Annotated in this window: 25 protein-coding genes; 6 read left to right on the forward strand and 19 right to left on the reverse strand. The window is 62.6% G+C overall.

The window, feature by feature from the left end; genetic code table 11:
- Positions 1-36: 36 nt before the first annotated feature.
- Positions 37-1,101, forward strand: a complete 1,065-nt coding sequence (locus MRY75_RS00340) for a Hint domain-containing protein (RefSeq protein ID WP_292305153.1) — start codon at positions 37-39, stop codon at positions 1,099-1,101.
- Positions 1,102-1,123: 22 nt separating this feature from the next.
- Here the strand turns inward: MRY75_RS00340 and MRY75_RS00345 are convergent, their stop codons facing one another.
- Positions 1,124-1,582: an SH3 domain-containing protein gene (locus MRY75_RS00345; RefSeq protein ID WP_292305175.1), complete on the reverse strand. Its 459-nt coding sequence runs from the start codon at positions 1,580-1,582 to the stop codon at positions 1,124-1,126.
- 181 nt (positions 1,583-1,763) lie between these two features.
- Between MRY75_RS00345 and MRY75_RS00350 the strand changes: the two genes are divergently transcribed.
- Genes MRY75_RS00350 through speB form a run of 4 tightly spaced genes read left to right on the forward strand, consistent with a single transcriptional unit; the run spans position 1,764 to position 4,878 of the window.
- The gene (locus MRY75_RS00350; protein WP_292305154.1) at positions 1,764-2,750 is read left to right on the forward strand and encodes a D-glycerate dehydrogenase; all 987 of its coding nucleotides are present in this window, start codon (positions 1,764-1,766) and stop codon (positions 2,748-2,750) included.
- Between the two features lie 51 nt (positions 2,751-2,801).
- Entirely contained in the window at positions 2,802-3,482 is a 681-nt protein-coding gene (gene pdeM / locus MRY75_RS00355; protein ID WP_292305155.1) for a ligase-associated DNA damage response endonuclease PdeM, read from the forward strand.
- A gap of 26 nt (positions 3,483-3,508) precedes the next feature.
- Positions 3,509-3,922, forward strand: a complete 414-nt coding sequence (locus tag MRY75_RS00360) for a PaaI family thioesterase (RefSeq protein WP_292305156.1) — start codon at positions 3,509-3,511, stop codon at positions 3,920-3,922.
- A gap of 11 nt (positions 3,923-3,933) precedes the next feature.
- Positions 3,934-4,878: an agmatinase gene (gene speB, locus MRY75_RS00365; RefSeq protein ID WP_292305157.1), complete on the forward strand. Its 945-nt coding sequence runs from the start codon at positions 3,934-3,936 to the stop codon at positions 4,876-4,878.
- Positions 4,879-4,946: 68 nt separating this feature from the next.
- On the opposite strand, the gene folD is transcribed toward speB, so the two are convergent.
- The 16 genes from folD to ruvC all read right to left on the reverse strand — a co-directional run bounded on the left by folD (position 4,947) and on the right by ruvC (position 20,485).
- Positions 4,947-5,846, reverse strand: a complete 900-nt coding sequence (gene folD, locus MRY75_RS00370) for a bifunctional methylenetetrahydrofolate dehydrogenase/methenyltetrahydrofolate cyclohydrolase FolD (RefSeq protein WP_292305158.1) — start codon at positions 5,844-5,846, stop codon at positions 4,947-4,949.
- Positions 5,847-5,977: 131 nt separating this feature from the next.
- Complete coding sequence (locus MRY75_RS00375) at positions 5,978-7,654, reverse strand: formate--tetrahydrofolate ligase (protein ID WP_292305159.1); 1,677 nt, start codon at positions 7,652-7,654, stop codon at positions 5,978-5,980.
- Between the two features lie 149 nt (positions 7,655-7,803).
- Positions 7,804-8,400 carry an MOSC domain-containing protein gene (locus MRY75_RS00380; RefSeq protein WP_292305160.1) on the reverse strand — a complete coding sequence of 199 codons (597 nt, stop codon included), beginning with the start codon at positions 8,398-8,400 and terminating at the stop codon, positions 7,804-7,806.
- Between the two features lie 137 nt (positions 8,401-8,537).
- Complete coding sequence (ftsH, locus tag MRY75_RS00385; protein ID WP_292305161.1) at positions 8,538-10,457, reverse strand: ATP-dependent zinc metalloprotease FtsH; 1,920 nt, start codon at positions 10,455-10,457, stop codon at positions 8,538-8,540.
- A 78-nt stretch (positions 10,458-10,535) separates the two neighbouring features.
- Positions 10,536-11,885 carry a tRNA lysidine(34) synthetase TilS gene (gene tilS, locus MRY75_RS00390; protein WP_292305162.1) on the reverse strand — a complete coding sequence of 450 codons (1,350 nt, stop codon included), beginning with the start codon at positions 11,883-11,885 and terminating at the stop codon, positions 10,536-10,538.
- A complete protein-coding gene (locus MRY75_RS00395) occupies positions 11,882-12,706 on the reverse strand; it encodes a tetratricopeptide repeat protein (RefSeq protein WP_292305163.1) in 825 nt (274 codons plus the stop codon). Before MRY75_RS00395 ends, tilS begins: the two co-directional genes overlap by 4 nt.
- A 2-nt stretch (positions 12,707-12,708) precedes the next feature.
- Positions 12,709-13,227 carry a peptidoglycan-associated lipoprotein Pal gene (gene pal / locus MRY75_RS00400; RefSeq protein ID WP_292305164.1) on the reverse strand — a complete coding sequence of 173 codons (519 nt, stop codon included), beginning with the start codon at positions 13,225-13,227 and terminating at the stop codon, positions 12,709-12,711.
- Between the two features lie 135 nt (positions 13,228-13,362).
- Positions 13,363-14,628 carry a Tol-Pal system beta propeller repeat protein TolB gene (gene tolB, locus MRY75_RS00405; protein ID WP_292305176.1) on the reverse strand — a complete coding sequence of 422 codons (1,266 nt, stop codon included), beginning with the start codon at positions 14,626-14,628 and terminating at the stop codon, positions 13,363-13,365.
- Between the two features lie 56 nt (positions 14,629-14,684).
- Positions 14,685-15,830, reverse strand: coding sequence for a cell envelope biogenesis protein TolA (locus tag MRY75_RS00410; RefSeq protein WP_292305165.1), 1,146 nt, complete (start codon positions 15,828-15,830; stop codon positions 14,685-14,687).
- An 8-nt stretch (positions 15,831-15,838) separates the two neighbouring features.
- Positions 15,839-16,309, reverse strand: coding sequence for a protein TolR (gene tolR / locus MRY75_RS00415; RefSeq protein ID WP_292305166.1), 471 nt, complete (start codon positions 16,307-16,309; stop codon positions 15,839-15,841).
- A 3-nt stretch (positions 16,310-16,312) separates the two neighbouring features.
- A complete protein-coding gene (tolQ, locus tag MRY75_RS00420; RefSeq protein ID WP_292305167.1) occupies positions 16,313-17,008 on the reverse strand; it encodes a protein TolQ in 696 nt (231 codons plus the stop codon).
- A 108-nt stretch (positions 17,009-17,116) separates the two neighbouring features.
- Positions 17,117-17,515 (reverse strand): tol-pal system-associated acyl-CoA thioesterase, encoded by a 399-nt coding sequence (gene ybgC / locus MRY75_RS00425; RefSeq protein WP_292305168.1) that lies wholly within the window; start codon positions 17,513-17,515, stop codon positions 17,117-17,119.
- Entirely contained in the window at positions 17,515-18,153 is a 639-nt protein-coding gene (locus MRY75_RS00430) for a hypothetical protein (RefSeq protein ID WP_292305177.1), read from the reverse strand. The genes ybgC and MRY75_RS00430 overlap by 1 nt, the downstream gene beginning before the upstream one ends.
- 85 nt (positions 18,154-18,238) lie before the next feature.
- Positions 18,239-19,261 (reverse strand): Holliday junction branch migration DNA helicase RuvB, encoded by a 1,023-nt coding sequence (gene ruvB / locus MRY75_RS00435; protein ID WP_292305169.1) that lies wholly within the window; start codon positions 19,259-19,261, stop codon positions 18,239-18,241.
- A 70-nt stretch (positions 19,262-19,331) separates the two neighbouring features.
- Positions 19,332-20,000: a Holliday junction branch migration protein RuvA gene (ruvA, locus tag MRY75_RS00440; protein WP_292305170.1), complete on the reverse strand. Its 669-nt coding sequence runs from the start codon at positions 19,998-20,000 to the stop codon at positions 19,332-19,334.
- Positions 19,997-20,485, reverse strand: a complete 489-nt coding sequence (ruvC, locus tag MRY75_RS00445) for a crossover junction endodeoxyribonuclease RuvC (RefSeq protein ID WP_292305171.1) — start codon at positions 20,483-20,485, stop codon at positions 19,997-19,999. Before ruvC ends, ruvA begins: the two co-directional genes overlap by 4 nt.
- A gap of 316 nt (positions 20,486-20,801) precedes the next feature.
- Here ruvC and MRY75_RS00450 point away from each other — a divergent pair, with 316 nt between their 5' ends.
- Positions 20,802-20,993 (forward strand): DUF1127 domain-containing protein, encoded by a 192-nt coding sequence (locus MRY75_RS00450; RefSeq protein WP_292305172.1) that lies wholly within the window; start codon positions 20,802-20,804, stop codon positions 20,991-20,993.
- 103 nt (positions 20,994-21,096) lie between these two features.
- Here the strand turns inward: MRY75_RS00450 and MRY75_RS00455 are convergent, their stop codons facing one another.
- Positions 21,097-21,426, reverse strand: a complete 330-nt coding sequence (locus MRY75_RS00455) for a hypothetical protein (RefSeq protein ID WP_292305173.1) — start codon at positions 21,424-21,426, stop codon at positions 21,097-21,099.
- Positions 21,427-21,577: 151 nt separating this feature from the next.
- The gene (locus MRY75_RS00460; protein WP_292305174.1) at positions 21,578-22,453 is read right to left on the reverse strand and encodes a 50S ribosomal protein L11 methyltransferase; all 876 of its coding nucleotides are present in this window, start codon (positions 22,451-22,453) and stop codon (positions 21,578-21,580) included.
- Positions 22,454-22,691 lie beyond the last annotated feature (238 nt).

Genomic DNA, 22,691 nt, shown 5'->3' on the forward strand with positions numbered 1-22,691 from the left:
ATAAAAATAAAACTAAAGAGAGCAGGCAAAGGGAACATGGGAACGGCTTACAATGGCACGTTCGTCATCTCCTGGTCGCAGACAACTATAGACACGCTTCAATCGGCTCCGGTCGATTTCCTGAAGGTCGGTGTGACATGGGGTTGGGAAGGCGAGGCCGTTCGCGTGGATGGCCCCAACGATCTGCTGCGATTGGACGAGGCGGAAGGCGAAGCGGAACGGCGCAAGCGAGCGGCGCGCATGGTGCGTCGGCTGGTGGGTGCGGCGATCGAAGAAACCACCGATCTGAACGCCATCACGATTGATCACCCCATTGCGGACAAGTGCTTTGTCCTGACCGATGGGCACAAGACCTACACCGTCACGTTGATCGAAACCGGAACGCGCAAGCCGCCGCTGCTGATGTTTCTTAACAATCTCCCTCCGCGGAACTGCGATCTATGGGTTGTGCATGCCGCGCTGACCAATGTCGTCACCCAAAGCGATGCAGAGCATCAGGGTGCGGTGATCTGTTTTACCCCGGGCACGCGCATCCTGACCCCCGATGGCATCAAGCGGATCGAAGAGCTTCGCGAAGGCGACTATGTGCAGACCAAGGACAATGGTTGTCAGCCCATCCAATGGATGGGTCAGCGCCGGATGAGCGGCGCGCGGCTTTTTGCGATGCCGAAACTGCGCCCGATCCGCATCCGTGCGGGCTTGTTCGGTCTCGATGAGCCCGACGAGGACCTGTTGGTGTCACCTGAACACCGCATGCTGGTCAAGGGCCGCGTCGCCATGGACCTGTTCAACACGCCCGAAGTTCTCGTGGCCGCACGCGATTTGGTCGATCATGACCGCGTGTCCATCGACCTGACCGTGCGCGAGATCACCTATGTGCATCTGCTGCTGCCGCAGCACGAGATCCTGTTCGCCAATGGCGTTGAATCCGAGAGCTTCCACCCGGCGAACGCCGCGCTGACGACCCTTGATCCGGCCGACCGCGCGCGACTGCGCGACATGCTGCCCAGCGTCGAATTCAATCCGCAAGCCTATGGTGGATTTGCCCGACGCAATCTTTCGGCATCGGAAGCCGCGATCCTGACCCATCGGGCGGCGTGACCTGCGGTGCGCCGTAGCGGCGTCAGTCGAAGACTTCGTCCTGCTCCACGCCCCAATAGGCGCCTTTGGGGGCCCATCCGCGATAGCCGCCCGCGGACAGTTCGCACCACTCGATCTGGCATTCGCGCACTTCGGCCACCACCCCCAGCGCCAGTTGCGCATTGACCGGGGCGTCCGGATCGGGGCGGGCATACAGGTTGAGCAACTCGACTTCGACAATGGCGGTACGCACACCCGACAGCAGGGAATAGTGCACCCAGCCCCCTGCCCCGTCGCGATCCTGCACCCGGCGCCAATGGCCGTGTTCCGCAGTGATCTGCAGCGGCATGTTGCGGCGTTTGTAGACCCAGTCGATTCGATGCGACAGAGATGGTCCGCGGCGGACATTCCCCTCGCTGGCCTTCATCGACACATAGCGCGGCAGCGGCAGATTCGTGACAGCCCCCCGCTCGGCCGACAGAGCCTGAGAAGACAGCAACATACCCACGATCAACGCAACGGGCACCGATTTGCCCGTGATCGCCCGGAACGAAAGCCAGCTCATGTGATGCGCCTCAATTTGCTTGGTTTTTTTGTTTTTGACGGCAGGTTCTTGTGCCGACCGCGCCTTTGAGACACTGTGCCAAAACCTGACACGCCGGGGAAGTAGCGGGAGCGAAACCATGCCATCAAAACGTCTGAGTGTTGTCGTGACGCGACGTTTGCCGGACGCCGTGGAAACACGTCTCAAGGAACTGTTCGACGTACGCCTTCGGGACAGCGACGAACCGATGACGCAGTCCGAACTGATCGAGGCCGTGAAGGATGCCGATGTCCTTGTTCCAACCGTGACCGACCGGATCGACGCCGGTCTGATCGGGCAAGCCGGAGAGCGCTTGCGCCTGATCGCGAATTTCGGCGCCGGGGTCGACCATATCGACGTGGACACCGCACGCAGCCGGGGCATCCTTGTGTCGAACACACCCGGCGTCGTGACCGAAGACACCGCCGATATGGTCATGGCCCTGATGCTGAGCGTGACGCGTCGGATCCCTGAAGGTCTGAGCGTCATGCAGACCGGTGACTGGCAAGGCTGGGCCCCGACCGCGTTCCTCGGCGGGCGTCTGGGCGGCCGTCGCCTGGGCATCCTCGGCATGGGCCGCATCGGTCAGGCCGTGGCGCGGCGGGCCCGTGCGTTCGGCATGCAGATCCATTACCACAATCGCCGTCGCCTGCGCTCCGAAGTCGAGGAGTCGCTCGAAGCGACCTATTGGGAAAGCCTCGACCAGATGGTCGCGCGCATGGACATCATCTCGGTCAACTGCCCGCATACGCCGTCGACCTTCCACCTGCTGAACGCTCGGCGGCTCAAACTCCTCAAACCCAGCGCCGTGATCATCAACACCTCGCGCGGAGAGGTGATTGACGAAAACGCCCTCACCCGCATGCTCAAGGCGGGCGAATTGGCCGGAGCGGGCCTTGACGTCTATGAACACGGCCATCGCGGCAATCCCGAACTGCGCAACATGCCGAACGTCGTCATGCTGCCCCATATGGGGTCGGCCACGCAGGAAGGCCGCCTCGAGATGGGCGAGAAGGTCATCATCAACGTCAAGACATTCGCCGACGGCCACCGCCCGCCCGATCAGGTTGTGCCCGCCATGCTGTGACAAGGGCATTTGGCCCTTGCCAACAGCTTGACATCAGGCGATGAACAAATCATGAACGTGCTTGAGTTTTCATTCCGCTCTGAAATCCTGCACGCCCTGCCCACGGGTGCGCTTTTCTGGTCTGCGCAGAAACTGCTGGTCGTCTCCGACCTGCATCTGGGAAAATCCGCCCGCGCCGCACGTTTTGGGGGGGCGCAACTGCCGCCCTATGAAACAACCGAGACCCTGACGCGCCTTGCCGGTGATCTGGATGCAACCAAAGCCCGCAGCGTGATCTGCCTTGGCGACAGCTTCGATGCGCCGACGCTGCAATCCGCCTTGCCCGAGGCCGACCTGCTGACCCTGACAACGCTGCAGGCGGGCGTCGATTGGGTCTGGATCGAAGGCAACCATGATCCCGGTCCCGTTCAGCTGGGCGGCACACATCGGCGCAGCCTCACCATCGGCCCTCTGACCTTTCGCCATATCGCAGAGCCGGAACCGTCGCCCGGCGAAGTCACCGGACATTATCACCCCAAAGCCACGCTCTCGCTGCGGGGTCGCGCCCTGACGCGTCCCTGTTTTCTCTTTGACGAGAGGCGCCTGATTCTGCCCGCTTACGGGGCCTTCACCGGCGGATTGCACAGCCACGACCCGGTGCTGACACGCTTGATGTCGCCCGGCGCAGAGGCAATCCTGACAGGACCCAGGCCCTTCAAAATTCCGATGCCGGGCCTCGCCCCCTTGTCTTGATCCGCGCGGCATGTTCACTGTTTCGCATGACCACGCATCCCCGCATTCAAGCCAGCTTCGACAAACAGTCCATGATGGCGACATTGGGCGCCGAACTTGTCGAAACCGGCAACGGCACCGCAACCATTGCCGCCCCGATCCTGCCCGGATCGCGCCAGCAGCAAGGCTTCGGCCATGCCGGTTTGACCTTTTCCATCGGTGACAGTGCAGCAGGCTACGCCGCACTGACCATGATCCCCGACGATCAGGAGGTCGTGACCGCCGAGATCAAGATCAACCTGCTGGCCCCGGCCATAGGTCAGCGCCTGATCGCACGCGGCCGCGTGATCAAACCCGGTCGCCGCCTGATTGTCGTCACCTCCGATGTCTATGCCGAAACCGATGGCACCGAACGCCATATCGCTTGCCTGATGGGCACGATGATGCCCGTCGATCTGTGAAGGAACCGTAAATGCCGACTTACAATCAGCCTCTTGGCGGAAATGACTCGCCCCGCTTTTCCGGCCCCAACACGATGATGCGCCTGCCCGCGCAGCCCACAGCCGAAGGGTTGGATGCGTGCTTTGTCGGCATCCCGATGGATCACGGCGCATCGAACCGCCCCGGAACTCGCCTTGGCCCCCGCCAGATCCGCGAGGAAAGCCGCATGATGCGCCCCTACAACATGGCCACGGGGGCTGCGCCGTTCGAATGCATGCAGGTGGCGGATATCGGCGATGTGCCGATCAACACCTTCGATCTGAAGAAAACCATCGGCATCATCACCGACCACTACCGCGAGATCCTGAAGCACGGCACCATCCCTCTGACCCTCGGCGGGGACCACACGCTGACATGGCCCATCCTGCGCGCGGTCCAGGAAACGCACGGCCCCGTGGCGCTGATCCATGTCGACGCCCATGCCGACACCAGTGACGAGATGTTCGGCGAAAAAGAGGCCCATGGCACCCCGTTCCGCCGCGCGTGGGAGGAAGGCTGCCTGCAGAACGACAAGGTCTGGCAGATCGGCCTGCGCGGATCCGGCTATTCGCCCGACGATTGGAACTGGGCCCGCGACAAGGGCTGGACGGTGATCCCGGCGGAAGCGTGCTGGTACAAATCACTGGCCCCGCTGATGACCGAGATCCGCGCCAAGATCGGCGATGCGCCGGTCTATCTCAGCTATGACATCGACAGCCTGGACCCGGCCTTTGCCCCTGGAACCGGCACGGTCGAGATGGGCGGTCTCAGCACATGGCAAGCGCTGGAAATCGTGCGCGGCTGCGCGGGGCTGAACCTCGTGGGCTGTGATCTTGTCGAAGTCTCCCCACCGTTCGACACCACGGGGACAACCGCGCTGATCGCCTCGAACCTGCTCTTCGAGATGCTCTGCGCCTTGCCCAAGGCGCAGAAATAGCAAGGCCGGGCGTTTGCCCGGCCAGTGTCCGCGTTTATCGCAGGCCGGGTTTCAGACCGGCTCCACTCTCAGGCTGTCAGACCCTCGGGCTCTTCAAGCCCATGCGCCCGGCAGCAGGCGGTCAGCGTGTTGGCAAGCAAGCAGGCAATGGTCATCGGCCCCACACCACCCGGCACCGGAGTGATCGCGCCTGCAACCTCGGCGACCTGTGCGAAATCGACGTCCCCCAAAAGCTTGGTCGCCCCGGGCTTGTCAGGATGCGGGATGCGGGTGATGCCGACGTCGATCACGGTTGCGCCCGGCTTGACCCAGTCGGCCTTGACCATCTCGGCCCGGCCCACGGCGGCGACCAGAATATCGGCGCGTTTGCAGACAGACGCCAAATCCTTGGTCCGCGAATGCGCAATCGTAACCGTGCAGTTCTCCTGCAGAAGCAGTTGCGCCATCGGTTTGCCGAACAGGTTTGACCGTCCGATCACCACCGCTTCCATTCCCGACATCGCCCCGATCTGATCGCGCAGAAGCATCAGGCAACCCAGTGGCGTGCAGGATACAAGCCCCTTCTCACCGCTTGCCAGCAGCCCGGCATTGACGACGCTCAGCCCGTCAACATCCTTGGCCGGATCGATCCGTGCCACGACGCGGCGTTCGTCCAGATGGTCGGGCACCGGGAACTGGCAGAGAATGCCGTGTACTGCAGGATCGGCGTTCAACTGGTCGATCAAGGCAAAAAGATCGGCCTCGGACACATCCGCAGGCAGCTTGTGCTCGAACGAGGCCATGCCGACCTCGACCGTCTGCTTGTGCTTGGCGGCGACATAGACCTCGCTTGCGGCGTCTTCGCCCACCAGCACCACCGCCAACCCCGGCGTGATCCCGTGCTCGGTCTTGAGCCGCGCCACATGGTCCGCAATCTGCCCGCGCACAGTGGCGGCAAAGGCTTTTCCATCGATGATCTGAGCGGTCATGATCCGTCCTTCTTCTTTTCAAAAATATGCAAATTCGCCGGTCACAATCGCGATCAGACGTTGGTCAAAGGCGCTTTGCGGGATGGCGGGTGGGGCGATGGGCAAAGCCCGAGCGCCCACCCGCCATCAGCTTAAAACAGGCCTTCGATCTGGCCCGCGTCGTTCAGGCGGATGCTCTCCGCCGATGGCACGCGCGGCAGCCCCGGCATGGTCATGATCTCGCCGCAGACCACCACGATGAAACCGGCGCCGGCGGACAGGCGCACTTCGCGCACCGGCACCGAATGCCCCGTCGGCGCACCGCGGCGGTTCGGATCGGTGGTGAAGGAATACTGCGTCTTGGCCATGCAGACCGGCAGATGGCCGTAGCCCTGCTCTTCCCACAGCTTCAGCTGGTCGCGGATCTTTTGATCCATCAGCGCCTCGTCGGCGCGGTAGATGCGCTTGGCGATGGTCTGGATCTTGTCGGCCAGCGACATCTCGTCAGGATAGATCGGCGAGAAATTCGCCTGACCCGCATCCGCGACCTCGGCCACCTTGCGCGCGAGATCGGCAGACCCTTTCGACCCCAGTTCCCAGTGACGCGACAGGACCGCTTCGGCGCCGTGTTCCTTCACATAGGCTTTGATCGCCTCGATCTCGGCCTCGGTGTCGGTCACGAAGTGGTTGATCGCCACGACAACGGGCACGCCAAACGACTTGAGGTTCTCGATGTGGCGGCCCAGGTTCGGGCAGCCCTTCTTGACCGCCTCGACATTCTCGGCCCCCAGATCGGCCTTGGCGACGCCGCCGTTCATCTTCATCGCGCGCACCGTGGCCACGCAGACCACAACAGACGGCGCGATGCCCGCCTTGCGGCACTTGATGTTCATGAACTTCTCGGCACCCAGATCGGCGCCAAAGCCGGCTTCGGTCACCACGTAATCCGCCAGCTTGAGCGCCGTGGTCGTCGCGATCACCGAGTTACAGCCATGCGCGATGTTGGCGAACGGGCCACCATGTACGAAGGCGGGATTGTTCTCGAGGGTCTGAACGAGGTTCGGCTGCATCGCGTCCTTGAGCAGAACGGTCATCGCGCCTTCCGCCTTGATGTCGCGGCAGAAGACCGGGCTGCGGTCACGGCGATAGGCCACGATCATGTCACCCAGGCGCTTTTCCAAATCCTTGAGGTCTTTCGCGAGGCACAGGATCGCCATGACTTCCGATGCCACGGTGATGTCAAAACCGGCTTCGCGCGGGAAGCCGTTGGCCACACCGCCCAAGGAGCACGTGATCTGACGCAGCGCCCGGTCGTTCATGTCGACCACGCGGCGCCAAACGACACGGCGGATGTCGATATCCTGCTCGTTGCCCCAGTAAATGTGGTTGTCGAGCATCGCCGACAGAAGGCTGTGCGCGCTGGTGATGGCGTGAAAATCGCCCGTGAAATGGAGGTTCATGTCCTCCATCGGCACCACCTGCGCATAGCCACCGCCAGCCGCGCCACCCTTCATGCCGAAGTTCGGCCCAAGCGACGCTTCGCGGATGCAGATCATCGCCTTCTTGCCGATATGGTTCAGACCGTCGCCCAGACCGACCGTCGTGGTGGTCTTGCCCTCACCCGCCGGGGTCGGGTTGATGGCTGTCACAAGGATCAGCTTCCCATTCGGGCGATCCTGCACCGAATTGATGAAGGACTGGCTGACCTTGGCCTTGTCATGGCCATAGGGCAGCAGGTCATCCGACCCGATCCCGATTTTCTCACCGATCTCCATGATGGGGCGCTTCTGCGCCTCGCGGGCGATCTCGATATCCGACTTGTACGACATGAAAGGGCTCCCCTGTTCCGGAACGACATTTGCCCCACGCATACAGTTGTGCACCAGAGCCGTGGCGCTGTGAAACCGACACTTCCCGACAAAACTGCGGCGGGATCACAAACGGATCGTCGCCGATCGGAAACATCCCGCCTTTTCGGTCAGGCGCGCACAGACTCAAGATGGGACCAGACGGGCTGGTCGGGGATGTGCAAGCGCAGCCGATCACCAAGCGCCAGCCGCCCGGGCCGCTCGACCCAGGCGGTGACTCCGCGTCGATGCACGGCGGCGGACTTGAACGCCTTGCCCTTTCCGGGGTGGATTTTTTCGATTTCGCGCGCGGGCAGATGACAGGGGCGGTTTTCCATGTCGAGGACCAGTGTCACGCCATCCGGCCCCTGCAACCGCGACGAGGGCGGCACCAGGGTGAATTCGGGAATGCCTTCGATCACAAGGGACGCACCCAGCCAGACGGGGTCGATCTCCTCAAGCGTCATGTCGGCGGCGATTGCTGCGAGTTCTTCTGACGACAGGACGGACAATTGCCGCACATTGGCGATTTCGGTGCCGCGCGTGTATTGGGTTGTCACCCGGCTGCAGGACGGGCGCGTACGTCCGGCGTGACGTTCCCCCACCGGACCATCAAAGCTCAGGTCCATGTGGTCCTGCGGGATCGCAACAATCGAGTCACCCTCAAGCGGGACGCGACCAATCCAGCGCACGGTTGCATAAAAGTCGGTAGGTTTCAAAGCGGGCACGTGGCGGTTCTCCGGGCAGGTTTGCCGCAAGAAATCCCGGCTTTTGGGAAAGGACAAGCCGGAACATGCGCTTTCGACAAAAGAAAAACCCCGGCAGGGTGATGCTGCCGGGGTTTCATGTTTTCAGCGGATCGGCGTCAGACCGTCGGTTCAGGCTCCAGATCGCCGTCGTCCTTGCGGGCCTTGGCCTTGGCTTTGGTCTTGGGGATGGCCGTAATGCTGGGTTTGTCCGCGACATCTCCCGACGCGTCATCATCCCCGGCATGCGGCGGTTCGCCCTTCATGACGCGCTTGATCTCGTCACCGGTCAGGGTTTCGTATTCCAGAAGCCCCTGCGCCAACCGTTCCCATTCGTCCTTGCGTTCAGTCAGGATTTTGAACGCGCGGTCATACGCGTCCTGGATGAAGCGCTTCACCTCCTGCTCGATCAGTTCCTTGGTGTTGGCCGACACCGAGAAACCAGCGGTATTGCCGCTATATCCTTCGGCGGCTTCACGATAGTCGATATTGCCAACCTTGTCGGACATGCCCCACTGCAACACCATCGCGCGGGCCAGAGCCGACGCCTGCTGGATGTCACCCGCAGGACCGTTCGACACGTTTTCCGGGCCGTACTTGATGATCTCGGCCGCCTTGCCCGCCATGGTCATGGCCAGCTTTTCCTCGCATTCGGACTTGTGCCAGTTCAGACGGTCGATTTCCGGCAGCGACACCACCATGCCCAGCGCACCTCCGCGCGGAATGATCGTGGCCTTATAGACGGGATCGCATTGCGGCAAGGCCAGCCCGACCACCGCGTGCCCGGCTTCGTGATAGGCTGTCTTTTCCTTCTGATCCGGCGTCAGAACCATGGAGCGGCGTTCCGCACCCATCATAACCTTGTCCTTGGCGTTCTCGAAATCCTCCATCGTCACGAAACGTCGTCCGACGCGGGCCGCCATGAGGGCCGCTTCGTTCACGAGGTTTGCAAGGTCCGCGCCCGAGAAACCCGGTGTTCCGCGTGCAATGATACGCAGGTCCACATCCGGGCCAAGCGGCGTCTTGCGCGCGTGCACGCCCAGAATTTTCTCCCGCCCCTTGATGTCGGGATTAGGTACAGTGACCTGACGGTCGAACCGGCCCGGGCGCAGCAATGCCGGATCGAGAACATCCCGGCGGTTGGTCGCAGCGACGATGATGACGCCCTCGTTCGCTTCGAAGCCGTCCATTTCGACAAGCAGCTGGTTCAGGGTCTGTTCGCGTTCGTCGTTCCCGCCGCCATAGCCGGCGCCCCGGGCCCGGCCCACGGCATCGATCTCGTCGATGAAGACAATACACGGTGCATTCTTTTTCGCCTGTTCGAACATGTCGCGCACGCGGCTGGCGCCGACACCGACGAACATTTCCACAAAGTCAGAACCCGAGATGGTGAAGAAGGGCACACCCGCCTCGCCTGCGATGGCACGCGCCAGCAGCGTCTTACCGGTGCCCGGAGGCCCCACCAGAAGCGCCCCCTTGGGAATCTTGCCGCCAAGCCGCGAGAACTTCTGCGGATTGCGCAGGAATTCCACGATTTCGCTCAGCTCGTCCTTGGCTTCGTCGATACCCGCCACGTCATCGAATGTGACGCGCCCGTGCTTTTCCGTCAGCAACTTGGCCTTGGACTTGCCGAAGCCCATGGCACCGCCTTTGCCGCCGCCTTGCATCCGGTTCATGAAATAGATCCAGACACCGATCAGCAGAAGGAAGGGCAGCAAGCTGAGCAGGAAGGACTGGAAGCCCGATTGCTGCTGCTGTTCGGCCCGGATCGGTACGTCATTGTTGATCAGAAGGTCGGTGACGGTCGCGTCTTCCGGCTTGATCGTCACGTAGTCCTGACCATCGGTGCTGCGGAAGCGCACCTGCTCACCATCCAGAGTGACCGAACTGACCGTGTCGTTTTCAACTGCCGCGACAAAATCCGAATAGCTGATTTCGCGACTCTGCAGCGTGTTTCCACCGCCAGAGAAGATGTTGAAAAGCGCGAGGATCAGCAGGAATAGGACGACCCAAAAGGCGATATTTCGTGCGTTGCCCAAGGAAAATTCTCCTGACTGCGACAGGGGCGGACAGGCCTCTGTCTCTTGGCCTATAACATAGACATGCGCGGGCCGGGTTCAATGCGAAAGACAAAATGCCTCAAAACCGGTGTCCGGCCGCCCAAGCACGTATCGGTGCAGCCCGACGGATGGACCGACCTGTAGTTCAGGACAGGCAAGAAGCATGCCGTCCCCCCAGACAGACGGCAATGCGCGTGCAGCCCGGAAGGGCAGTGCCAGACCGGACCGGTCTGCGATCTGACGCCATCCATCCTCGCCCAAAGCGCGCACGGCTGCGTTTGCGGGCAAAAGCCCGTCCGGGTCGGACAGGCGCCACTGCCCGTCCCACAGCGCATCTAACCCGCAGGACAGCCCGTCGACCGCCGACTCCTCCCGCAAGAGGCGCAGATGCGTCTTCTCTACCAGAACCTCGGCCCCGTGGAGTGTCCCTCCCCGTCCGGAGAGCACCTGATCAAGCAAGGCTTCGCTCGACGCGGCGCGCGGCCGGTATTCCGCGGCGGTAACATATTGCAGGCCCGCGGTGAGCAGCCGCAGGCGTGTTTCCTCGTCCAGCGCGGCGAACCCGTCCCTGTCGATGCGCAACTGTCCCGAAGGCGCATCAACGCATAGGCGACGCACCGCCTCGACCAGATGGGCCGTCAATCCGTCGCGCGCACGGGCCATGCGGCGCGCCGTATCGGACAGCACAGAGGTCGTGACACCTTCTTCGCGCAAAAGGTTTAACAATTGGCGAATGCGGACACGTCCAAAATCGCGGTTTTCATTGCTTGGGTCGTCGACCCATCGCCCTTTCAGTACCGACAGGTAATGCCGCAGCTCCGCCCGCTCCATGTCGAGACAGGGCCGCAGCACCCTGTATCCGGAACAAGCCTGATCGCGCGGCGGTGCTTGTCCTGTCATCTGCCCTGCGGCAAGCAAGGGCGGCACCAGCGGATGTGGCGTCACCTCCCTGCACGCGCGCATGCCCGACAGACCATCCACTCCCGATCCGCGTGCCAGCCTCATGAGCACCGTTTCGGCCTGATCGTCAGCGGTATGCGCAAACAGCACGTGCTTGAGATTACCCCGCCACCGGTCGATTAGCGCAAGACGCGCGCGACGGGCCGCATCCTGAACATTGCCGGTCCCATCCCACTGCCACCGGAGTGTGGCATGTGGCCAGCCGAGACGCGCGCAGTCCTCGGCGACCATCGCCGCCTCTGCGGCGCTTTCGTCGCGCAGTCCGTGATCGACCGTAACCACCCAGAGCCGGATGCCGAAGCTCCGCGTCCAGTTATGGGCAAGGGTGAGCATCGCCATGCTGTCCCCGCCGCCCGACACCGCCAAACCAAGATCGGATGGAAACTCGGGCCCCAGAAGCTGTCCCATCCTGTCGGCGAACCGCTGCTCCAGCGGCAGGTGGGTCACTGGCAACCGAACCTCGACTTGGCCACATCCGCCTGCGCGATGGCATCACCGCTACCTGGGTAGCGGCCCGAAACTTCGTTCAACGTCACGCAGGCTTCGGCAATATTGCCCAGCTCGCCGAGCGCCACGCCCAGCCGCCACAAGGCCTCTGGCCCGGCTGCGTCATCGGGATATCCGGCATAGGCATCAAGATAGCGGCGCGCGGCATCGCGCGTGTTTCCAAGACCTTCGAGCGCACGGCCTTCGGCCACCAACGCCTGAGCCTCTAGCGGTCCGCCCGGATAGGTCTGGCGAAAGGCCGCAAACTGGTCAGCGGCGGATTGAAAGTCACCATTGGCGAGCGCCTCCCCGGCTCGCCGAAAGTCTGTTTCTTCCCCGACGGCAAGCTGCGTCCCACTTGATTGGGGCGCCGCTGCCGGCGCCGGCATTGCGGTGGCAGGTGCTTCAGGCTCACCACCCAATGTCGGCACCTGCCCGAGACTCCCGATATCGCAGCCGTCTTCCAGTTCGCACAGGCGGAATTCGAGATCGCCCAAACGGCGCGCGCCATCTTCGGCAACGCGACCGACACGGAATTCAAGTTCCTCGGTCTTGGCCGTCAGACGCTGCAGCTCGCTTTCGATGGCGTTGATCCGGTCGAGCGCGCCGGGTGGCAGGGCCACGGACGGACCGCCTGTCGTGCTCAATTCACGTTTCAGCTTCTGGATCTCGACGAACAGCACAGACATGTCCTGCCGGATATCCGCCAGCGTTTCCTGCGCCTGCCCCGCAAGCGGAGCAAACGCCAAGGCACAACTCAGAAAGACAGCCCTAAGACGCATCGTCAGCCCGTCAGACCAGCCGAAATGATCGTCACGGCGCGTCGGTTCTTGGAATAGCAGGATTCATCCGAACAGATTTCGATGGGCCGTTCCTTGCCGTAGCTGACAAAGCGCAGACGGCTGGCGGGGATACCCTGCGCGATGAGGTATTCCATCACCGCATTCGCCCGTCGCGCGCCAAGAGCAAGGTTGTAGGCGCGTGTGCCCTGTTCATCCGCATGGCCTTCGATGACGGCGTTGTAATCCGAGTTGGTCATCAGCCACTGGGCCTGGCCATCAAGGGTCGCGCGCGCTTCGGGGCTCAACGTGGACTGGTCGACGGCAAAGAGAACGCGATCGCCGACGGTCTGCTGGAAATAGGCGGGCGAACGCGGATCGTTCGCACTGCCGGGCACAAGGCCCCCGGCGCTTCCGGTGGCGGCGTTCAGATCGACGGCACTGTCATCGAACCGGTTGGCATTGGTACAGGCTGACAGGGCCAGAACGGCGATCAGCATGGTGGATTTCGCGGTCAGTCGCATGAGATGTCCTGCTCTCTTATGGTTGGGACGAAACTACCACAGCGGTGGCGCTGCGCCTAGTCATCTGCGCCGCGCCCGGATTTCCGTCCGAAAATCCCGAGCGCGGGGTCTTGTAGTCTGGTGAAGGGACACGCGTCACTGGAGCGGACCCCAGCTTGGGTCAGAGGCACCCTCAGGCGTGCGCACGCGCTTGAGATTACGTCCCGAAATATCGACCGTATAGAGCGACGAGGCCCCCTGAGCCCCCTGAGTTTCGCGCGCGAACATGATGACACGCCCGTTCGGTGCCCAGGTCGGACCCTCATCGAGGAATGACGCGGTCAACAGGCGCTCCTCCGATCCATCCGTGCGCATGACGCCGATATGAAAACGTCCCGCGTTCTGTTTGGTGAAGGCAATCATGTCGCCGCGCGGCGACCAGACCGGCGTCGAATAGCGCCCTTGCCCAAAGCTGATCCGCCGCGCTTCTCCGCCCGTCGCGGGCATGACATAGAGTTGCTGCGTGCCCGATCGATCGCTCTCGAACACGATCTGGCTGCCGTCCGGCGAATAGCTCGGTGCGGTTTCGATCGACGGCGCGCTGGTCAGCTGCCGTGTTCCACCGCTGGCAATGTCCATGGCCCAGATGTCGGTGTTCGACCCCTGCGTCAGCGAATAGACCACCGTGCTGCCGTTCGGGGCAAACCGTGGGGCAAAGCTCATCACGCCGTCCTGTCCCTGCAGGATACGGCTTTGCACCGTTCCGACCTCCAGAACATGAACCCGCGGCATACCCGTTTCGTAACTGGTATACAGCACGCGCTGCCCGTCTTCGGAAAAGCGCGGCGCCAGAACAAGAGCATTGCCCCCGGTCAGGTATTGGACATTGGCCCCGTCGTAATCCATGACCGCAAGACGCTTGGCGCGCTGATCTTTCGGACCGCTTTCAGACACAAAGACGACCCGGCTGTCGAAATAGCCCGATTCCCCGGTAATGCGGCTGTAGACCTGATCGGCCACTTTATGCGCCATGCGGCGCCAGCCGTCCGGTGTGCCGGCAAATTGCATGCCCTGTCCCAGCTCGGTCCCCGCGAACACATCCCAGACCCGGAACTTGACCACGATGCGCCCACCCTCGGAGCTGACGGCCCCGGTGATCAGCGCCTGCGCGTTGATCGCTTTCCAATCGGCGAATTGGACCGGGCTGCCGAAACTGCTGATCTGGCTGATATGGGCCTCGCGGGGCACCTCGCGGAAGAGCCCCGTCCCGGTGAGATCGTCGGCGACAACCCGCGCGATCTGCTGCGCCAATTGCTGTGCGCCCGCCGATTCCGCCACAAAGTCAGGCACCGCATAGGGCAAGGGTTCGATCACGCCTTCCGTGATCTCGATCCGGAGCGGTCCGCCCTGGGCCGACACCATACCCGGCGCGCTGACCGCCAGAACCAAAACAGCCAACAATGACGCGACGATCTGTTTCATCGGATCCTCATACTCTCGGGGTTGAACGTCATCTCGACGGTCTTCCACTGGTCAAACTTCTCAGGCGGCAGACTATACCCGTCGCCCTGGCACCGCAAAATAGCCCGACGCGCCGCCTGGAACGCGGTCTCCACCGCCGTCCCGCTGCCGCCTTCAGAGCCGAGCAGTCTCAGGCTGGAACTCACGACACGCCCGGATCGATCCATGTCGAATCCGACCGTCACCGTCACGTTCGCCGCCTGGGAGCCGACATCGACCACCCAGCAATCCTGAACCGCGATCCTGAACCCATCGGTTTCGCCCTGTGTGAGAGGCGGACCGCTGGCTGCACCGGTGCTGGCCCCGGCCAAGGCCTCTTCGAGTGCGCCAGCGATGGCCGAGGCGGTATCCGTCGTGGTCTCGGGCTCTTGTGTGGGTTGCGGGGCCGGTTGACGTTCAGGCTCCGACGTCGCCGGCGCATCGGCCGTCTGGGTCGGTGCCGGCGGCGGTGTCGGACGGTTAGGCCGCGATTGCGGGCGCACCGATGCGGCCGGTGCGCGGGCGGGCTCTTCGGCCTCGGTCACGATCTCTGTCGTTGCCGCCTCAGGCGCGGTCGCCTGCTGTTCTTCTGCATCGGTCACGTCCGGTGTCTCGGACTGCTCTACGGTCTCCTGCACCTCGGGCGCGACTTCGGCTTCGGGCGCAGGTTCGGGCACGGCTTCCGGAGCGACACGGGGGGCCGGGCGCGGGATCGGGCGCAGTGCCACCTCGGGCGCCTCCACGTCGGGCACCGGCTCCGGTGCGGGCGGTTGCGGCAACGTCTCGACCACCTCCGGCTCCGGTGTCGGCAGAACAGGCTGCGGCGCAGGCTCAGGCTCTGCCACTTCAGGGGCAACGGGCTCGGGGACAGGCGCGGGTTGTTCCTCGACAACAGGCGGCTCTGGCGGCTGCTCTTCGATGTCCGGCTGCGGCAGAGCGGCAGGCTCGGCGCCCAACTCGGGTGCAGTCTGCGGCTGCATCATGGCCGCGAACTGCGCTTCCGAGATGACCGATACGTCAGCCACCTGCAGCTCCGGCGGATCGCTGCGGAACATGCCGCCGAACAGAGCCCAGAGGATCAGAATCCCATGGGCGCTTCCGGAGATATAATGGCCCGTATGCACTGCGCGCCTCAGCCATCCGACCCGTCAAGTGCCGGACCCCCGATATCGGTGACAAGCCCGATCGACCCGAAACCGCCCGCGTTCAGCGCGCCCATGATCTGCGCGACCACTTCATAGGTGACGGTCCCGTCAGCCCGCAGAAAGACCCGGTCGTCGGCACGCTCGGCCGCAATCGCGCGCAGACGCGGAACGAGATCCTCGCGCGGAACTTCGGTGTTCTGGATCGACACGACACCATCCGCCGAAATCGTGACCGTCAGCGGCTCTTCGGTTTCGGATGGCAAGGCCGACGCGGCGGTCTTGGGCAACTCGACCGGCACCCCGACGGTCAGCAGCGGAGCGGCGACCATGAAGATGATCAGGAGCACCATCATCACGTCCACGAAGGGTGTGACGTTGATTTCCGACATCGGCATGGCGCGGCCCTTGCGCCGCCTGCGTCCGCCGCCTCCGCCAGATTTCACGACACCGCCCCCCATCGCTCAGCTGTCCAACTGGCGACTGAGAATGGTGGAGAACTCATCGGCAAAGGATTCGTAGCCTGCAAGAATGCGGTCGCTGTCAGCCGACAGCTTGTTGTAGAAGACAACCGCCGGGATCGCGGCAAGAAGGCCGAGACCGGTCGCCAGAAGCGCCTCGGCAATACCGGGCGCCACGACGACAAGTGACGTATTCTGCTGTTGTGCGATTTCGACAAAGGCGTGCATGATACCCCACACCGTACCGAAAAGCCCGACGAAGGGGGCAACGGACCCGACCGTGGCCAGAACCGCAAGGTTCTTCTGCAGGTCCTCGGCCTCCTTCTGGATTGCCACATCCATCGAGCGGTCGATGCGTGCGTGTGCCCCGGCAATCAGCCCGCCATCGTCGCGATGCGACCGACGCCATTCCGTCATGCCCGCGGCAAACACCCGCTTTGCCCGCCCGTCCGGCTCTGGCCCGATCTGGTCGAAAAGCTCGTCCAGAGGCTCGCCCGACCAGAAGGCCCGATCGAACTCCGCCGCTTCTGCCCGCGCCTTACGATAGGCGATCAGCTTTTCGAAGATGATGGCCCAGGCCCAGAAGGACGCGAGCGTCAGCATGATCATCACGATCTTGACGGTAAGGGTGGCGCGCGCAAAAAGTCCCCACATGGAGAAATCAATCTCCTGCGCCAGCGCAAGTGTTTCTGCTTCCATCTGCCTGCTCTTTAGCCGGTTGGCCCTGATTTGCCGGGCTCTGATTACCACTCTCAATACCGCAAGTGCAGGGGAAACGCCAACACATTGGCGTCAGAACATGCTGTTTCAGCCAGTCGGGTCCAGCTGACGGCGGATCTTTGCCGGAAGCCGCGCAGGCGCCCCCCCTGCGCCGACACAGACCACCGTCACCTCGGCCGAAAAGAGCAGGTCGGCACCGCGCACGACCTCCTGCGCCAGAACCAGCCGCGCGCCGGTAACTGCCTTGAGCACCGTCTGCACAGACAGCGCGTCGTCGAATCTCGCGGGCTTCAGATACTCCGCCTCAACCCGCCGCACGACAAAAACAACGCCCTCTTCCTCGCGCATGGCGTTCTGATCCACCCCGAGGCCTCGCACCCAGTCAGACCGCGCGCGTTCGATGTAGCGCAGATAATTGGCATAATAGACGATGCCGCCCATGTCGGTGTCTTCGTAGTAGACCCGGACAGGAAACGTGTGAACCATCACTGCGCCCCACCCTGCGCCACCTGCATCCGCGCGGCCAGCCGGAGCGCGTGGCTTGGGTCCTCGGACATAGCTGGCATGACCGGATCATAGCCCGCCCGGATCAGCGCGCCGATTTCCGGCCGCAGAACGACACGCCCGTCCTCGAGCCGTCCAAGCGGTGACCGGTCGGTGAAGGCGAGATCGGACCAAAGCAGGATCGACTGCACCACCTGGTTCAGAGCGAGCGTTTCGGCAGGCTGCGCAGACAACACCTCATCCATGCGCAGGAACACGAAACAGGCCTTGATCGCACCCTCACGGTCAAAGCGGAACACCCGGTACTGGTTTGCCTCGGCCTCTGACAGGCGGGCGACCAGCGGGGTCAACCCGTCGATCAGACGATCCAGATCGGGCACGTCCAGCAGCTCGGTCCAGTCGCGGAAGAAAAAGATCATCACGTTGGTGCCCAGCTCGGGGTCGGTTTCGGCCATCTCGTGCCCGGCCATGGCGCAGACCGCTTCAAGCGCCCCCTTGACGACACCTAGGGTGGCATCCTCGACACCGAAGACGATGGGCGCGATCGGGCGCCCCCAGCGTGCAAAAAGATAGGTCCCATCGGACCGCGTGAAGTACCGTTCGACCTCGGACGCTTCCATCATGAGGCGCTGCCCCCCTGCTTCTGTCCTGCCCAATAACGCAGTACGACCTCTGGCACGCAGAGCCGCGCCGGGCAAGCCGCGCCTAGCCGAAAAGGTCGCTCTGCCCCAGCATCCGGGGCGCAGCCAGTCCCAGATGTGTCCACGCTTTCTGTGCCAGCATCCGCCCGCGCGGCGTGCGCTGGATCAGACCCTGCTGCAAGAGATAGGGCTCAATCACCTCTTCCAGCGCGTCCCGGCTTTCCGACAGGGCCGCCGAAAGGGTCTCGATCCCGACAGGCCCGCCTGCATAGTTCTCGGCAATGAGCCGCAAATACCGCCGGTCTGCCGCATCCAGCCCCAGGCCGTCGACCCCCAGCCGTGTCAGAGCCCCATCCGCAAGCTTCTGCGTGACACGGCCATCCCCTTCGACCACCGCGAAATCCACCACACGACGCAGCAGTCGACCGGCGATCCGGGGCGTCCCGCGCGAGCGTCGGGCAATCTCCCGCGCGCCTTCGGCATCGGCCGTGACACCCAGCTTGACGGCATTGCGCGACACGATCGTGTTGAGCTCGTCCTCGGTATAGAAATTCAGCCGCGTCGGAATGCCGAACCGGTCCCGCAGCGGCGTTGTTAAAAGCCCCAGTCGTGTCGTCGCCCCCACAAGCGTGAAGGGCTGCAATTCGATCCGGACGGTGCGCGCCGCAGGCCCTTCACCGATCACCAGGTCCAGCTCGTAATCTTCGAGAGCGGGATAAAGCACTTCCTCCACCGCCGGGTTCAATCGGTGGATCTCGTCGATGAACAGCACATCCCGCGCTTCGAGATTGGTCAGGATTGCGGCCAGATCTCCCGCCTTGGCCAGCACGGGCCCAGACGTCATACGGAACCCGACGCCCAGTTCCCGGGCCATGATCTGCGCCAGCGTCGTCTTGCCCAGACCGGGAGGACCGTGAAACAGCGTGTGATCCATCGCTTCGCCGCGCTGACGGGCGGATTGGATGAAGACCCGCAGATTGGCCCGCGCCTCGGCCTGTCCCACGAAGTCATCAAGCATCTGCGGCCGCAGGGCGCGATCCCGGTCTTCGGGCAGCGGATCAGGACGCATGATCGGATCAGAGGACATGGATCAAACCTGCAGCCAGAACATTCATGATGCGAAAAGGCCCGGAAGGGCCGATGAGCCCAGCCATGCCCTACCCTTTCGGTGCCAACAGTTTCAATGCCGCACGGATCAGCGTTGCGGTCTCCGCATCCGGGGTCTCACCCGCCGCCTGCGCCACGGCGCTGGCCGCCTCACCCGGCGCATAGCCCAAGTTGCCCAGCGCCGACAGAGCTTCCGCCTGCGCCGACGCACTCATCACAGGTGCCAGAGCCGGAGACGCGGCGAGGGCCGGTTCGATCACCGTGTCGCTGTCGGTCGGGATGGTCGCCACAGACGCAGCGCCGCCCATCGCCATGACGCCATGCGCCTTGTCCTTCAATTCATTGACCACGCGCTGCGCCGTCTTGGGGCCGATCCCCTTGGCCGCCTTCACGGAATTCCAGTCTCCCAGCGCAATGGCCCGGCTGACCCCCTCCGGCCCCAAAGCTCCCAGGATCGCAAGAGACGCCTTAGCACCCACGCCCTGCACGGACATGAGAAGGCGATGCCATTCCTTCTCCGCGAGCGTGGGAAATCCGAAAAGCTGCAGGATATCCTCACGGACCAAGAGGTCGGTATAGAGCGCCGTTGCCTCACCCGGACGTCCGATCTGCGACAGCACCCGGTCCGAACAGTAAACCACGTAGCCCACTCCGCGCACGTCGATCAGGACATGATCCTCTGCCTTGTATTCGATCCGCCCCGCAATGCGCCCGATCATGCCCGCATCCTCATGCCCGGCCCCGTCATATGATGCGCATGGCAGATCGCGATGGCCAGAGCATCGGCGGCATCCGCGCCTTCGATCTCCACACCGGGGAGCTGCATCTTGACCATGTGTTCGACCTGCCGCTTGTCCGCATGGCCAACACCCACAACCGTTTTCTTGACAGAGTTCGGCGAATATTCCCCGATCTCGAGCCCGAATTGCGCCGGCACCAGCAACGCGACCCCCCGCGCCTGTCCAAGCTTGAGCGTACCGACGGCATCCTTGTTCACGAAGGTCTTCTCGATGGCCACGGTATCGGGCTGAAATCGGTGGAACACATCCGTCAACGCCGTGTGCAACGCCAGCAACCGAGCGGCCAATTCGCCCTCGCCAGAGAGACAGATTCCGTTCGCGACATGGCGCAAACGGCTTCCCTCGGCCTCGATCACGCCCCAGCCAAGGAAACGCAGACCCGGATCAATCCCCAAAACACGCATTCTGCTCGTGCCTTTGTTGCTTTTGTGACACGGCTAGCACGAAACGCGAACAAACGCCAAGCCTTCAAAACACGACATCGCGCCGAAAGGTCATGTCGAAAACGGCAGACAAGGGGTCGGGTCCGCACTTCGCACACCCAAAAACGACAGGAAAAATGTCGCGTTCATTCCTCATGCGGCCTCATGAAAATTTTAGGCCAAGAGCCATGCACAAACCGCATAAAAACTATGCGGAAACGACAATTGAAGACGCGAAAATCCGCAACTAGATGCGCGTCAGACGAAATTCTCCCCCATTTACCCAAGGAACATGGCCATGGCCGCTTTTGACACATCCCGCCCCACCTATGCCGCACCCTCCAAAGGCTTCGGCGGCTTCGCAGCTTCTCTGATCGCAGTTTTCTCGGCGTGGAACGATTCCCGCCAGACCCGCAATGCGCTCAGCCAGCTCAGCGATCACGAACTGGAAGACATCGGTCTGACCCGCGGCGACATCAACTCGTTCTGAGCTGTCCCGTACCTCTACGAAAGTGAAAAAGCCGTGTCAGCAAACCTGACACGGCTTTTTCTTTTGTGAGCAAGAGAGAGAGGGAAATCCTGCGGAGCGGCAATCAGCCGATGATGTGGCTCAGAAGCTGTGCCAGCGGCGCAGTGATCGGGTCGATCTGCATAAATACCGCCCCAATCTGTTCGATGAACCCGCCTTCGCGCATCAGATCGACTTGCTGACGATATCCGTCTTCCCCGAGCACGGTGACGATCGCGGCTTTGAGCACAAAAAGAATGCCGAACGGCAGCAGAAGGGTCGAAAAGGACATCGCCTCGCGGACATGCGCGATGGGCTTGTGCACAATGACACCATTCTTCTGGAGTTTCGTCACATAGCCACGCGACAACTGGCGGTGGCGCTTGAGGACCCGGCGATACCGTTCGTCAAACATGTCCTGCTGTTTGGTCATGTGAAGCAGCCTTTGTTCCGGCCCCCACCGGATGTGTCCGAGATAGGGGCGGAATGTGGCAAGAATGGGGCAATCGTGGCAAATTCGCTCAAAATGCGGCGAAAATCCGAAGAATCCCGCAAATGCGGCGTGATCAAGACACCGCTTTTCGGAGCGTCAGCGTCGTCCAGTCACCAATCTCTTCACGGTGCCAGGTATTGATGCCGTTTCGTGCATAAACCTCTGCCACTTCATCGCCTTGATCGTTCAGAATGCCCGACAGAATGGCGAATCCCCCCGGAACAAGGTGGCGCGCCATATCCGGCGCGAGGTCGATCAGCGGCTGCTTGAGGATATTCGCAAAAACCAGATCGAACGGCGCAGCGGCAAGAAGCTCCGGATGTTCAAAGCCCATCGCTTCGAGGCAGACAACCCGTCCAGCCAGGCCGTTCGCAGCGACATTGGCCTCGGCCACGTCCACCGCGACCTGATCCATGTCGGAGGCAAAGACCGTTTCCGGCCAGACCCGCGCCGCACCCATCGCCAGAACCGCCGTTCCGCAGCCGATATCCGCCACCTTATGGCAGGTCACCCCTGCCTCGATCAGCCGATCAAGCGCCCGCAGACACCCCTGCGTTGTGCCGTGATGCCCCGTTCCGAATGCCATGGCCGCTTCGATCAGCAGCGGCTCGACGCCTTCGGGCACCGTGTCGGCATCATGGCTGCCATAGACATAGAACCGACCGGCATGCACGGGCACCAATTCGCGTCGCACCTTGGCCACCCAGTCGGTGTCGGGCAATTCGGACACGACAAAGGGCTTGGCGTCGTGCGCAGCCGCCAAGAGCGCCAGTGCCACGTCATCCGGCGCCTCGAGGAAATAGCCGCCCACCTCCCACATGCCGCTGCCATCCTCGATCTCGAACACGCCGACGCCATAGGGCTCCTGCTCGATCATCTCGAGCGCCTCGCCCAGAGCTTCGGCCGCGTCTTTGTCGGACAAGGTGGTGAATGCGGTGAACGTGGTCATGGTCATCCCCAGATGCTTTGGCGCGGGACTTACAAGCCTTTGCCCATACTGACCAGACGGAAAGACCGACACCACAAAAAAGTGGACTGCGCAGGCGTCGCGGCGTAGCCTCCAAAGCCATTACAGGTTCTATTTTTTGGAACATATACCCGTCCTCCTGAATTGACCTGACTTTTTGTTAGGCCGATTCACTCTGCCACATGTTGAACAGGGCAGCGGCTGGTACTGTTTGATTATG

The sequence above is a fragment of the Marivita sp. genome, from assembly GCF_022763305.1.
Taxonomy (GTDB): Bacteria; Pseudomonadota; Alphaproteobacteria; order Rhodobacterales; family Rhodobacteraceae; genus Marivita.